Origin of the sequence: Pseudomonas sp. SO81, from assembly GCF_030374125.1 — a bacterium.
GTDB lineage: Bacteria > Pseudomonadota > Gammaproteobacteria > Pseudomonadales > Pseudomonadaceae > Aquipseudomonas.
This window is the reverse complement of sequence record NZ_CP126126.1, coordinates 2,100,704-2,113,660: the sequence shown is the minus strand read 5'-3', so window position 1 is coordinate 2,113,660 and position 12,957 is coordinate 2,100,704. Positions and strand designations below refer to the sequence as shown.

At 67.5% G+C, this 12,957-nt stretch carries 10 protein-coding genes; 9 read left to right on the top strand and 1 reads right to left on the bottom strand.

Annotated elements, in window-relative coordinates:
- The 8 genes from OH686_RS10080 to OH686_RS10045 all read left to right on the top strand — a co-directional run bounded on the left by OH686_RS10080 (position 1) and on the right by OH686_RS10045 (position 11,575).
- The gene (locus OH686_RS10080; RefSeq protein ID WP_289538243.1) at positions 1-1,779 is read left to right on the top strand and encodes an acyl-CoA dehydrogenase C-terminal domain-containing protein; all 1,779 of its coding nucleotides are present in this window, start codon (positions 1-3) and stop codon (positions 1,777-1,779) included.
- A gap of 201 nt (positions 1,780-1,980) precedes the next feature.
- Positions 1,981-5,577: a DUF2339 domain-containing protein gene (locus OH686_RS10075; protein ID WP_289538242.1), complete on the top strand. Its 3,597-nt coding sequence runs from the start codon at positions 1,981-1,983 to the stop codon at positions 5,575-5,577.
- Positions 5,574-6,917, top strand: coding sequence for a DUF3999 domain-containing protein (locus OH686_RS10070; protein ID WP_289538240.1), 1,344 nt, complete (start codon positions 5,574-5,576; stop codon positions 6,915-6,917). The genes OH686_RS10075 and OH686_RS10070 overlap by 4 nt, the downstream gene beginning before the upstream one ends.
- 92 nt (positions 6,918-7,009) lie before the next feature.
- Positions 7,010-8,827: an autotransporter domain-containing SGNH/GDSL hydrolase family protein gene (locus OH686_RS10065; RefSeq protein ID WP_289538238.1), complete on the top strand. Its 1,818-nt coding sequence runs from the start codon at positions 7,010-7,012 to the stop codon at positions 8,825-8,827.
- A 150-nt stretch (positions 8,828-8,977) separates the two neighbouring features.
- Positions 8,978-9,988 carry a class 1 fructose-bisphosphatase gene (locus OH686_RS10060; RefSeq protein ID WP_137973521.1) on the top strand — a complete coding sequence of 337 codons (1,011 nt, stop codon included), beginning with the start codon at positions 8,978-8,980 and terminating at the stop codon, positions 9,986-9,988.
- A gap of 3 nt (positions 9,989-9,991) precedes the next feature.
- A complete protein-coding gene (locus OH686_RS10055) occupies positions 9,992-10,594 on the top strand; it encodes a DUF924 family protein (RefSeq protein ID WP_289538235.1) in 603 nt (200 codons plus the stop codon).
- 111 nt (positions 10,595-10,705) lie between these two features.
- Positions 10,706-10,960: a hypothetical protein gene (locus OH686_RS10050; RefSeq protein ID WP_289538234.1), complete on the top strand. Its 255-nt coding sequence runs from the start codon at positions 10,706-10,708 to the stop codon at positions 10,958-10,960.
- Positions 10,961-11,035: 75 nt separating this feature from the next.
- On the top strand, positions 11,036-11,575 hold the full coding sequence (locus OH686_RS10045) for a lipocalin family protein (RefSeq protein WP_289538232.1): 540 nt from the start codon (positions 11,036-11,038) through the stop codon (positions 11,573-11,575).
- On the opposite strand, the gene OH686_RS10040 is transcribed toward OH686_RS10045, so the two are convergent.
- Complete coding sequence (locus OH686_RS10040; RefSeq protein WP_289538230.1) at positions 11,572-12,003, bottom strand: DUF2141 domain-containing protein; 432 nt, start codon at positions 12,001-12,003, stop codon at positions 11,572-11,574. The genes OH686_RS10045 and OH686_RS10040 overlap by 4 nt on opposite strands.
- Before the next feature lie 74 nt (positions 12,004-12,077).
- Here OH686_RS10040 and OH686_RS10035 point away from each other — a divergent pair, with 74 nt between their 5' ends.
- A complete protein-coding gene (locus OH686_RS10035; protein WP_289538228.1) occupies positions 12,078-12,953 on the top strand; it encodes a dialkylrecorsinol condensing enzyme in 876 nt (291 codons plus the stop codon).
- The last annotated feature ends 4 nt before the right edge of the window (positions 12,954-12,957 follow it).

Sequence of the window (12,957 nt, the reverse complement as noted above, 5' to 3'; positions counted from 1 at the left end):
ATGGCCGACTACAAAGCTCCCCTGCGCGACATGCGCTTCGTTCTCAATGAAGTCTTCGAGGTCTCCAAGCTCTGGGCCCAGCTGCCCGGTCTGGCCGAAGTGGTCGACGAAGACACCGCTGCCGCGATCCTCGAAGAAGCCGGCAAGGTCACCGGTGGCGTGATCGCCCCGCTGAACCGCAGCGGCGACGAAGAAGGCTGCTCCTGGACCAACGGCGTGGTGAAAACCCCGGCCGGCTTCCCCGAGGCTTACCAGACCTACGCCGAAGGCGGCTGGGTCGGTGTCGGCGGCGCGCCGGAGTTCGGCGGCATGGGCATGCCGAAAGTGATCGGCGCCCAGGTCGAGGAAATGGTCAACTCGGCCAACCTGTCGTTCGGCCTGTACCCGATGCTGACCGCCGGCGCCTGCTTGTCGATCCTCAACCACGCCAGCGAAGAGCTGAAGCAGCAGTACCTGCCGAACATGTATTCCGGCGTCTGGGCCGGCTCCATGTGCCTGACCGAGCCGCACGCCGGTACCGACCTGGGCATCATCCGCACCAAGGCCGAACCGCAGGCCGACGGCAGCTACAAGATTTCTGGCACCAAGATCTTCATCACCGGTGGCGAGCACGACCTGACCGAGAACATCGTTCACCTGGTGCTGGCCAAGCTGCCGGACGCCCCGGCCGGTCCGAAAGGCATCTCGCTGTTCCTGGTACCCAAGGTCATGGTCAATGCCGACGGCTCGCTGGGCGAGAAGAACTCGCTGTCCTGCGGCTCGATCGAGCACAAGATGGGCATCAAGGCCTCGGCCACCTGCGTGATGAACTTCGACGGCGCCACCGGCTGGATCGTCGACGAGCCGAACAAGGGCCTCAACGCCATGTTCACCATGATGAACTACGAGCGTCTGGGCGTCGGCATCCAGGGCCTGGCCCTGGGCGAGCGTTCCTACCAGAGCGCCATCGAGTACGCCCGCGATCGCATCCAGAGCCGTGCCCCGACCGGTCCGGTGAACAAGGACAAGGCTGCCGACCCGATCATCGTGCATCCGGACGTGCGCCGCATGCTGCTGACCATGAAGGCGCTGAACGAGGGTGGTCGCGCCTTCTCCAGCTACGTCGCCATGCAGCTGGACACCGCCAAGTACAGCGAAGACAAGGACACCCGCAAGCGCGCCGAGGAATTGGTTGCCCTGCTCACCCCGGTGGCCAAGGCCTTCCTCACCGACATGGGCCTGGAAACCACCATCCACGGCCAGCAGATCTTCGGCGGCCACGGCTTCGTCCGCGAGTGGGGCCAGGAGCAGCTGATCCGCGACTGCCGCATCACCCAGATCTACGAAGGCACCAACGGCATCCAGTCGCTGGACCTGATGGGCCGCAAGATCGTCGGCAGCGGCGGCAGCTTCTACAAGCACTTCAGCGATGAAGTGAAGGCCTTCATCGGCAGCGCCGATGCTTCGCTGGGCGAGTTCACCGAGCCGCTGAAAGCCGCCATCGCCAACCTCGACGAACTGACCGCCTGGGTCATCGAGCAGGCCAAGGCCAACCCGAACGAAATCGGCGCCGCGTCGGTCGAGTACCTGCAGGTGTTCGGCTACACCGCCTACGCCTACGTCTGGGCGCTGATGGCCCGCGCCGCACTGGCCAAGCAGGGCGACGACGAGTTCTACGTGAGCAAGCTGGGCACCGCGCGCTTCTTCTTCGCCCGCCTGCTGCCGCGTATCCACTCGCTGACCGCCTCGGTCAAGGCCGGTAGCGAGTCGCTGTACCTGCTGGACGCCGCTCAGTTCTGAGTCTGATCCGGCAATGAAAAGCCCCCGCTTCGGCGGGGCTTTTTTTATGCCTGGCGAAAATGTGAGCAAGCGAAGCGTTGTGTCTGTGCACCAGTTGGCCTACGTCTTCAGGTAGTGTCCCCCGCTGCGCCGATATACTCGGCCATCCTCGGTCAGGCGCACGGGGAAGGGACTTCGCCTCAACGGCTCGGGAATTACTGCATGCAATGGATCTTCATGCTGGTCGGCCTGGTGCTCGGTGCACTGGCTGGTGAATCGATAACCTCGGCCCTGCTGGGCGGTCTGCTGGGGTTGGGCCTGGGCCAGGCGCTGCGCCTGCAGCAGCTGGCGGCGGACAACGAGCGGCTGCGCAAGGAGCTGAAGGGCTTCGCCGAACGCTTCGAGCACGGCACCACGGCGCTGTACGAGCGCCTGTTCAGGCTGGAGAGCGCCACGCCGAGCACGGCCGCGCCGGTCGCCGAGCAGCCCGCTGCCGTGGCGGCAGCTGCAGCGCCTGAGGTCGATCCGCCTGCCGAGCCCGAAGTCGAGCCCGAATCTGCCGAGCTGGTCTGGGAGCTGCCGGAGCAGCTCAGTCCAGCGCCGCAGGCTGCCGCCGAGGCACCGCGCCCGATGCCGGCGCAGGTCGCCCCTCTGCCACAGCTTCCGCCGCGCCCCAGCGAGCCGCGTCGCCCGGCCGCGCCGCGGGAGCCGTCGCCGATCGAGCGTGGCTTCGCCCTGGCCAAGGCCTGGCTACTGGGGGGCAACACCGTGCTGCGGGTCGGCGTGGTGCTGCTGTTCCTTGGCCTGGCCTTCCTTCTGCGCTACGCCACAGAGGGCATGGTGGTGCCGGTGGAGCTGCGCTACGCCGGCGTGGCGGCCAGTGCCATCGCCCTGCTCGGTCTCGGCTGGTGGCTGCGCCGCCGCAACCCCAGCTACGGCCTGATGCTGCAGGGCACCGGCATCGCCGTGCTGTACCTGACAGTGTTCGCGGCCATGCGCCTGCACCCGCTGCTCGACCCCAAGCTGGGCCTCGGCCTGCTGGTGCTGGTCACCGCCTTCTCGGCCATCCTAGCCGTGGCGCAGAACGCCCTGGGCCTGGCGGTGGCGGCGGCGCTCGGCGGCTTCGCCGCGCCGATCCTCACCTCCACCGGCAGCGGCAACCATGTGGCGCTGTTCTCCTACTTCATCCTGCTCAACGCCGGCATCTTCGCCATCGCCTGGTTCAAGGCCTGGCGCCTGCTCAACCTGGTCGGTTTCGTCGGCACCTTCGGCATTGGCTTCGCCTGGGGCATCCGCTCCTACACGCCGGAGCTGCTGTGGAGCACCGAGCCGTTTCTGGTGCTGTTCTTCCTGATGTACGTGGCCATCGGCCTGCTGTTCGCCCGACGCAAGCTGCGTGAGGCGGCGGATGCCCCCGAAGGGCGCGACGAGTTGCTGCGCTGGGCCCGCGGCCGCGCCGACTATGTCGACGGCACCGTGCTGTTCGGCCCGCCGCTGGTGGGCTTCGGCCTGCAGTACGCCATCGTCCAGCACCTCGAATTCGCCGCCGCCTTCAGTGCTCTCGGCCTGGGCCTGTTCTATATGGTCCTGGCGCGCCTGCTGCGCGGGCGCAGCGTGCTGTTGCTGATGGAGACCTGCCTGGCCCTGGGCGTGGTGTTCGCCACCCTGGCCATTCCGCTGGGCCTGGACGCACGCTGGACCTCCGCCGCGTGGGCGGTGGAAGGCGCCGGCATCTACTGGCTGGGCCTGCGCCAGGGGCGGCCGCTGGCGCGCAGCTTCGCCTTGTTCCTGCAGTTCGCGGCGGCGCTGGCCTTCCTCGGCGGCATCGATTTCTCCATCCCCAGCGACACGGTGCTCGATGGCGCCCCGCTGGGCGCGCTGATGCTCGGGGTGGCGCTGCTGTTCAGCTTCTGGCAACTGCGCCAGGCGCCGGACGACGTCAGCCGGGCCTGGGAGCGCCGTGGCCTGCCGCTGCTGGCGACTGCCGGACTGGGCTTCCTCTATCTGATCGCCCCGCTGTGCCTGGGCCCGGAAGGCACCGCCATCGCCTGGGCGCTGGCCGGCCTGGCGACCCTGTTTGCCGGCCTGCGCCTGCAGTCGCGCACCTTCCTGTTCAGCGCATTCGCCATCCAGTTGCTTGGCGGCGTGCTGTTCCTTACGCGGCTGCGCGGCGCCGATGCGGATGGCGCGGGCGTACTCGACTCCGGCTGGCGCGGCCTGATGGTCTGCTCGCTGATCGGCCTGGCGCTGGTGGCCGGCATGCTGATCGCGGTGCGCGACAAGCTGGTCAGCGAGGATCGCGGCCTGATGCGCGGGCTGTCGCTGGTGATGCTGGTCGGCCTGCTGTTCGTCAACCTAGCGGTGCTGTTCGTGCTGCCCTGGCAGAGTGCCGCGGCGGTGTGGGCTGGTACGGGCCTGCTGATCATCTGGCTCAGCCTGCGTCTGCAGCTGCGCGCCAGCTTCCTGTTCGGCCTGCTGCTACAGGTGGTCGGCGGCATCGCCTTCCTCGCCGCCAGCCCGTTGCTGCTCGGTTATCTGCCCCGCGAGGGGCTGCGTCCGTTGGCGCATGCCGGCTTCTGGGCGCCGTTGGTGTTGGCCCTGGCCGCGCAGGTCGGCGCCTGGCGCCTGCGCCATGTGCTGTTGCGCCAGCAGGCGGGCAGCCTGGGTAGCCTGAGTTTGCAACGTCTGTCGCAACTGCTGCTGGCCTGGGGCGCCGCCTGGTGGGCGCTGGCCCTGAGCAGCGAAGTGCTGCGCTTCGTCGCCATCGATCTGCAGGGCGCCGCGCTGCTGGCCCTGGCCGCGCTCAGCGTGGCGCTGTGGAGCTGGCTGGCCGGGCGCCTGCGCTGGCGTGCGCTGGTACTGCTGTGCAGCCTGTTGGTGCCGGCCGGCCTGGTGATCCTGCTGCACCTGGGCGAGCGCACCTACCATCCGGCGGCCGGCTTTGGCTGGCTCGGCTGGGGCCTGCTGTTCGCCGTGCACCTGTCGTCGCTCAGGCGTCTGGCCGAGCTGCTGCCAGCCGGTGTGCGCAGCGCCGCCCATGTGCTGGGTTGCTGGCTGATCCTCGGTGTACTGGCCCTGGAGCTGCGTTATCTGCTGATGCTGCTGGCCGAGCACTACAACGCCTGGCGCTGGCTGGGCTGGGCCGTGCTGCCGAGCGCCTTCCTCCTGGCCCTGGCCGCACCGCGTGCCTGGCCCTGGCCGGTGGCGGCCTACCCGCGCGAATACCGGGTGCTGGCCGCCGCGCCGCTGGCGCTGCTGATGCTCGGCTGGCTATGGCTGGCCAACATCGCCAGCGACGGCAGCGCCGATCCGCTGCCCTACCTGCCGCTGCTCAACCCGCTGGAACTGGGCATGCTGCTGGTGCTGCTGGCGATCTACGCCTGGCTGCGCGCGGGTCTGCCGCAGCTGGGGCTGGCGGCGCACAGTGAGCGCATCGCTCAGGGCGTGGCTGGCGCCACGCTGTTCGTCGTGCTCACTGCCACCGTGTTCCGCGCCGCGCATCACTGGGGCGGCGTGCCCTATGAGCTGGATGTACTGCTCGACTCGATGCTGGTGCAGGCCGGCCTGTCGATCGTCTGGACCCTGATCGCCCTGCCACTGATGATCGTCGGACACCTGCGTGCCCGCCGCGAGCTGTGGCTGCTGGGCGCGGCGCTGATCGCCGTGGTGGTGGCCAAGCTGTTCTTCGTCGAGCTGGGCAACCGCGGTGGCCTGGAGCGCATCATTTCCTTTATCGGCGTTGGCGTGCTGTTGCTGGTGGTGGGCTACTTCGCCCCGCTGCCGCCGCGCAAAGCCGAATCTGCACAGGTGAATACATGAACAAGTGCTTGTCGATCGCCCTCGCGGCCCTGCTCGTCGCACCGTTGGCGCAGGCCGACTACTCGACCCAGGTACCGCTGAAGCTGGAAGGCGAAGGGCCCTGGTATCGCCTTGAGTTGCCGCTGGGCCTGCAGATGGCCGCCCGCCACGCGGACCTGCGCGACCTGCGGGTGCTCAACGCCGAAGGTGAGGAGCTGGCCTATGCCCTGACCCTGGGCAGCGCCCAACCCGAAGAGAAGCGTCAGGAGGCGGCGGTGAAGTGGTTCCCGCTCAAAGGCGCTGCGGATGCCGAGGCGGCGCCGGCCATCCGCGTGCAGCGCAGCACCACCGGTACCCTGGTTGAGGTGGCGCCGGAGCAGGCGGGGCAGGGCGAGCAGATCCTGCGTGGCTGGCTGCTGGATGCCAGCGCCTTCGACGAGCCGCTGCACCGCCTGCAGCTGGACTGGAGCTCCGATCAGGAAGGCTTCCAGCGCTTCTCCATCGAGGCCAGCGACGACCTGCAGCACTGGCAGCGCTGGGAGGACGGACAGATCGCCCGCCTGAGCTTCGCCGACGAGCGCGTCGAGCAGCGTGAAGTGGAGCTGCCTGGCGCCAAGGCACGCTACCTGCGTCTGCTCTGGCAGGCGCCGCAACAGGCTCCGGCCTTGCTGGCCGCGCGTGTTGTGAGCATCGAGAACCAGGAGTCGGCGCCGGCGCTGGCCTGGTCCGCCGCTCTGGCGCCGACGACGAACAAGGTCGGCGAGTACAGCTGGGAGCTGCCGCTGTCTCTGCCGCTGGAGCGCGTGCGGGTGTCGCTGCCCCAGGGCAATGTGCTGGCGCCGGTCAGCCTGTCCTCCCGCGGCGCCGGCAAGCTGGAGTGGCAACCGCTGACCAGCGGCCTGCTCTATCGTCTGCCGCAGGATGGCAAGGAAGTGCTGCAGGATGAGATCGAGCTATGGGGCATGCCGGTGCAGCAGCTGCGCCTGCGCGTCGATGCCCGCGGCGGTGGTCTCGGCAAGGAAGCTCCAAGCCTGCAGGTGGCGGTGCGCGGTACCCAGGTGGTGTTCCTGGCGCGCGGTTCGGCGCCCTACCGACTGGCGGTGGGCGACAGCTCGGCCCGCTCTGCGGCGTTGCCGCTGGGCACCCTGATCCCCGGCTACGAGCCCAAGCGCCTGGCCAGCCTCGGTCGCGCGACTGCCCCCGAAACGGTGCCGGAGGTGGTGCGTGAGGCGGCCGATGCGGCGCAGTCCGCGGCGGACTGGAAACGTATCGGCCTGTGGGTGGTGCTGTTGGCCGGCGTGGCCCTGCTCGGTGGCATGGCCTTCAGCCTGCTGCGCAAGCCACAGGCCAGTGAACACTAGTGCGCCGAAGCAAGCGCTTGGTGAATTGAGACGAAAATCACGCTAGAGTCGCAGGTGCCAAACGGTCCAATAACAATCATAAGGACACCCCGATGAAGCGCTTACTGACTCCACTGGCAGCCGCCTGTCTATTGGCCGGTACTTCCCTTTCGCTGCAAGCGTCGCCTTACTCCTCCTTGGTCGTATTCGGCGACAGCCTGAGTGACGCCGGCTGGTTCACCGATGCCGACGGCCCCGTGCGCTTTACCAACCGCGTCGGGCCGGGTTACCTGCCGGGCGAGGCCTATGGCCCGGTGGCGCCCATGCTGCTGGGAAGCCAGTTGGGGCTCGGCGAAGACGGCCTGGCCGCCGCGAACTCTGGCGGCAGCAACTGGGCGGTAGGCGGCTATCGCACCGACCAGATCCTCGACACGGTCAATAATCAGTACCTGGCCGCCAATGGCTTCCGTGCCGATCCCAATGCCCTGTACTACATCACCGGCGGCGGCAACGACTTCCTCCAGCTGCAGGTCACCAGCCCCGCCACGGCTCAGGCTGCTGCCGGCCGCTTGGTCGATAGCGTCCAGGCGCTGCAACAGGCCGGCGCGCGCCACATCATGGTCTGGCTGCTGCCGGACGTGGGCAAGACCCCAGCGATTTCCGGCACCGGGCTCGCCGCCACCGTGTCCCAGCTGGGCGTCGAGTTCAACAATGAGCTGGTGCGCCAGCTGTCCACGGTCAACGCCGAGATCATCCCGCTGAACGTTCCGCTGATGCTCTCCGAGGTGTTGGCGAACCCCGGCCAGTATGGCCTGGCCACCGACCAGAACCTGATCGGTACCTGCTTCGACGACTGCGCGGTACAGAACCCGGTCTACGGCATCAACGGCACCAACCCCGACCCGACCAAGCTGCTGTTCAACGATGGCGTGCACCCGACCATCGCTGGCCAGACCCTGATCGCCGACTACGCCTACTCGCTACTGGCTGCGCCGTGGGAAATCAGCCTGCTGCCGGAAATGGCCCATGGCACCCTGCGCTCGCATCAGGATCAGCTGCGTGCCCAGTGGCAGTCGGACTTTGAGGCCTGGCAGGCCGTCGGCCAGTGGCGCGCCTTCGTCAACGGCGGCGGCCAGCGCCTGAGCTACGACATCTACGAGAGCGATGCCGATGGCAACGGTTACAGCCTCAACTTCGGCGGCAGCTATCGCCTCGACGAGGCCTGGCGCGTTGGCCTGGCGGCGGGCCTGTACGAGCAGAGCCTGGAAGCCGGCGAGGCCGACTCCGACTACGACCTGCGCAGCTACCTGACCACCGCCTTCGCCCAGTACCAGCAGAACCGCTGGTGGGGCGAGCTGGCCGCCAGTGTCGGTTATCTGGACTACCACGACCTCAAGCGCAAGTTCGACCTGGGGCCAACCACCCGCAGCGAGAAGGCCGACACCGACGGCGACTTGTGGAGCCTCAGCGGTCGCGTCGGCTACGACATCGCCCAGAGTCCGGACAGCCAGTGGCACCTGAGTCCCTTCGTCAGCGCCGACTACGCACGGGTCGAGGTGGATGGGTATTCGGAGGACAGCGAGCGCTCCAGCGCGCTGAACTACGACGACCAGAAGCGCAACTCCAAGCGCCTGGGCATCGGCCTGCAGGGGCTGTTCGATCTGGACCAGCAGACCCGTCTGTTCGGTGAAGTGGCGATGGAGCGCGAGTACGAGGACGACGCCAGCGAAGTGGACATGTCCCTGCGCAGCCTGCCGACCATCGGCTACACCCTGGACGGCTACACCCCGGACGACAAGACCTGGCGCGCCAGTTTCGGCGTCAGCCACAAGCTCGCTCCGGGCCTGGCCGTACGCGGTGCCTATACCTACCGCGACGCCGACGACAGCGATCAGCACGGCATCAACCTGTCCCTGTCCTGGGACCTGTAAGCGCTTCACGACGTGGCCCCGCAACGGGGCCACGCTTTTGAACTTCCCCCGTGTCGCCATCCTCTCATCTGCTGTCCGGTTCGGCAGAGGCGCCCGCGCGCGCAAACGGTTAAACTGCCGCCGATTTTTCCCAGTTTCCGGAGCCCCTCCATGTCGCGCGTCACCCTCAGCCGCTACCTGATCGAACAGACCCGCAGTCACAACACCCCGGCCGACCTGCGTTTCCTCATCGAGGTGGTCGCGCGCGCGTGCAAGGAAATCAGCCATGCCGTGTCCAAGGGCGCCCTCGGCGGCGTGCTCGGCAGCATGGGCACCGAGAACGTCCAGGGCGAGGTGCAGAAGAAGCTCGACGTGATCTCCAACGAGATCTTGCTGGAGGCCAACGAGTGGGGCGGCCACCTGGCGGGCATGGCTTCCGAAGAGATGGACAACGCCTACCAGATCCCCGGCAAGTACCCGAAAGGCGCCTACCTGCTGGTGTTCGACCCGCTGGACGGCTCCAGCAACATCGACGTCAACGTCTCGGTCGGCACCATCTTCTCCGTGCTGCGTTGCCCGGATCAGTACCTGAGCCAGAACGATACTCTGGACGAGAAGGCCTTCCTGCAGCCGGGTACCCAGCAGGTCTGTGCCGGCTACGCAATCTACGGTCCACAGACCATGCTGATGCTGACCCTGGGTGACGGCGTGATGGGCTTCACCCTGGACCGCGAGATGGGCAGCTTCGTGCTCACCCACGACAATATCCGCGTGCCGGAGAGCACCGCCGAGTTCGCCATCAACATGTCCAACCAGCGCCACTGGGAAGCCCCGGTGCAGGGCTATGTCTCCGAGCTGCTGGCCGGCAAGGAAGGCCCGCTGGGCAAGAACTACAACATGCGCTGGATCGCCTCCATGGTGGCCGACGTGCATCGCATCCTCACCCGCGGTGGCCTGTTCATGTACCCGCGCGATGCCCGCGAGCCGGAGAAGCCGGGCAAGCTGCGCCTGATGTACGAGGCCAACCCGATGTCGATGCTGATCGAGCAGGCCGGTGGTGCCGCCACCAACGGCACCCAGCGCATTCTCGACATCCAGCCGGAGTCCCTGCACCAACGCGTGGCGGTATTCCTCGGTTCGAAGGAAGAAGTCGAGCGCGTCACCGGTTACCACAAGGCCTGAGTCATGACTGCCTGGCAGCCGCTGCTGGACTGGTGGTTCGGTGATACCGAGGCCACCGCCAGCGTCGTGGCTGCCAGCCGCCAGCGGCTGTGGTTCGGCTACCGCGCCGAACAGGACGACCAGGCTCGCCGGCTGTTCGGCGAGCCCTGCGCCGCCGCCCTCGCCGGTGGCCTGCAGGAGTGGAGTGAGCAGCCGCAGGGCTGGCTGGCGCTGATCCTGCTGCTGGACCAGCTGCCGCGCATGATCCATCGCGGCACGCCGCAAGCCTTCTCCGGCGATGCCCGCGCGCAGGCGCTGGTTCGCCAGGGCCTGGCGTCGGGGTTGGATAGCCAGCTGCCGGCGATCTGCCGGGTATTTCCCTATCTGGTGCTGGAGCACGCCGAAGACCTCGCCCAGCAGGACGAGGCGGTCGCGCGTTTCGCCGCATTGCGCGAGCAGGTTGCCGCCGACCAGCGTGCGCCGTTCGATGGCTATCTCGATTACGCCGAGCGCCACCGCCAGGTGATTCGTCGCTTCGGCCGCTTCCCGCATCGCAACGCAAGCCTCGGCCGTTCTTCCACCGCCGAGGAGCTGGCGTTTCTCGCGCAACCGGGTTCGCGTTTCTAGCAGGCGCCGCCGAGGCCTGCGAACTGTGCACGAGTTCGAGGGTCGGAGAGGCGCAATCGGGCGCGTCCTGTGCCAAGCTCTCTCGCAGTTTTCCTTCCTCTGGAGTTCCCCATGTCGCTGCGCAACCTCGCCATCCTCGCCACCTGCGTCCTGCTCGCCGCCTGCAGCAAGATCAACCAGGACAACTATTCCAAACTCAAGGCCGGCATGCCCAAGGCCGAGGTCGAGAGCCTGCTCGGCAGCCCCACCGAATGTTCCGGCGCCATCGGCCTGACCAGCTGCACCTGGGGCGACGAGAAGACCTTCATCAGCGTCCAGTTCGCTGGCGACAAGGTGATGATGTTCTCCGGCCAGGGCCTCAAGTAACCCCCGGTCGAGATAACTCGCTCCTTCGGCCCGGCTCGCGGTCGAACAGCGCACAGGCACGAAGGAGACTCCGCCATGCGCCCCATCCTGCTTTCCCTGCTGTTGCTCACCCTGGTCGGCTGCGCCGGCTCCGGCGAACAGGACGACCCGCCGCAGACCGCCGGCCAGGTCGACCTGCAGCGCTACCAGGGCACCTGGTACGAGCTGGCCCGTCTGCCGATGTTCTTCCAGCGCCACTGCGTCGCCTCCGAGGCCCATTACCGCCTGCAGGACGATGGTCGCGTAGCGGTGACCAACCGTTGCCGCACCGAGGATGGCGAGTGGCAGGAGGCGAAGGGTCAGGCCGAGCTGCAACAGGCGGGGCACACCGACAAGCTGTGGGTGCGCTTTGACAACTGGTTCAGCAAGCTCTTCCCCGGCCTGAGCAAGGGCGACTACTGGGTGCTCTATCTGGGGCAGGACTACAGCGTCGCGCTGGTGGGCCATCCGAATCGCGAGTACCTGTGGCTGCTGTCGCGCACGCCGCAGGTTTCTGCCGAGACTCGCGAACGCCTGCTGGCCGAGGCCCGCGCCCGCGGCTACGACACCGGCGAGCTGATCTGGCGCGCCGACTAGCGCTTCTTGCTGCGCAGCTTCACCGTGATCAGGGTATCGCCGCTGCCGTGCTCGAACAGGCACTGCGAGGGCGTCGGCTTGCCCTTGAGCAGCGTCGGATTGGTCGAGAAGCCCACCGGCTCCCGCGGTATCCCGCGCGGGCTGAGGGCCAGCGCGCCGTCGCCGTCCAGGTCCTGGAACAGCTGCACGGCATAGCGTCCCGGCGGCAGGTCGCGTAGGCGCAGTTCGCCGTCCTCGCTCTGGATCTGGCGCAGGATGGAGCCGTTCCAATCGGGCTGATCGGCGGAGAGCAGGGCCAGATGCACGGGGGCATTGGCCTGTTTGCCCTCGACCCTGACCAGAATGTCCCCGGCGACCGTCTGTGAACTGACGAACAGCAGCGCCAGCAGGCATGGCCAGGTTACGGTTTGAAGAAATCGCTGTGGCATAATCCAGCCATTCTGCAGGGAATAGGCAAGGGATGCGTCAGGTTTTAGTGGTTCATTTTTCACAAACCGGCCAGTTGGGGCGTCTGACCCAGTCGGTATGCGCTCCCCTGGAGAAAGCCGACGGCGTTCAGGTCGACCATCTGGCACTGCAGCCAGCCCAGCCTTTTCCCTTCCCCTGGCCGTTCCTCGGCTTCTTCCGCATCTTCCCCGAAACCGTGCTGATGCGCCCGCAGCCGCTGCTGCCGCTGCAGGTGGATGCCGGCAAGCGCTACGACCTTGTGATTCTCGCCTACCAGGTGTGGTTCCTCTCACCGTCGCTGCCGCTGACCAGTTTCCTCGCCTCGCCCGAGGCGGCCAGGCTGCTCAAGGACACCCCGGTGGTGACCCTGATCGGCTGCCGCAACATGTGGTTGATGGCCCAGGAGAAGGTCAAGGCCAAGCTGAGCGAGTTGGGCGCGCGGCTGGTCGACAATATCGCCCTGACCGACGCCTGCGGCACCGCCGCCAGCTTCCTGGCCACCCCGCTGTGGATGTTCACTGGCCGGCAGAAACCCTATTCCTGGGTGCCGCGTGCCGGCATCGAGGAGGGCGAGATCGTCGCCGCCAGCCGCTTCGGCGAGGCCATTGTGCAGCGCCTGACCCGCGACACCCAGCCCATCACCGAGCCCATGCTCAAGGGCCTCCGCGCCGTGCGTATCGACGAGAAGCTGATCGGCAGCGAGAAGGTCGGCAACCGCAGCTTCCAGCTGTGGAGCCGCCTGCTCTCCGCCCTCGGCCCGCAGCAGAGCCGTCGCCGCGGCGCCGGCCTGGTGGTCTACATCGTCTTCCTGCTGTGCCTGATCGTTACCGTGGTGCCGCTCGGCGCCCTGCTCAAGAAATTGCTGGCTCCGCTGTCCAGGGAACGGACGTTGCGTGAAAAGGCCTACTTCGCCGGCCCGTCCGGCGAGTGAAGTG

Bases quoted from the DNA above. Each gene is read 5' to 3' on its own strand.
- OH686_RS10080 (WP_289538243.1), top strand. From the start codon at position 1: ATGGCCGACTACAAAGCTCCCCTGCGCGACATGCGCTTCGTTCTCAAT.
- OH686_RS10075 (WP_289538242.1), top strand. From the start codon at position 1,981: ATGCAATGGATCTTCATGCTGGTCGGCCTGGTGCTCGGTGCACTGGCT.
- OH686_RS10070 (WP_289538240.1), top strand. From the start codon at position 5,574: ATGAACAAGTGCTTGTCGATCGCCCTCGCGGCCCTGCTCGTCGCACCG.
- OH686_RS10065 (WP_289538238.1), top strand. From the start codon at position 7,010: ATGAAGCGCTTACTGACTCCACTGGCAGCCGCCTGTCTATTGGCCGGT.
- OH686_RS10060 (WP_137973521.1), top strand. From the start codon at position 8,978: ATGTCGCGCGTCACCCTCAGCCGCTACCTGATCGAACAGACCCGCAGT.
- OH686_RS10055 (WP_289538235.1), top strand. From the start codon at position 9,992: ATGACTGCCTGGCAGCCGCTGCTGGACTGGTGGTTCGGTGATACCGAG.
- OH686_RS10050 (WP_289538234.1), top strand. From the start codon at position 10,706: ATGTCGCTGCGCAACCTCGCCATCCTCGCCACCTGCGTCCTGCTCGCC.
- OH686_RS10045 (WP_289538232.1), top strand. From the start codon at position 11,036: ATGCGCCCCATCCTGCTTTCCCTGCTGTTGCTCACCCTGGTCGGCTGC.
- OH686_RS10040 (WP_289538230.1), bottom strand. From the start codon at position 12,003: ATGCCACAGCGATTTCTTCAAACCGTAACCTGGCCATGCCTGCTGGCG.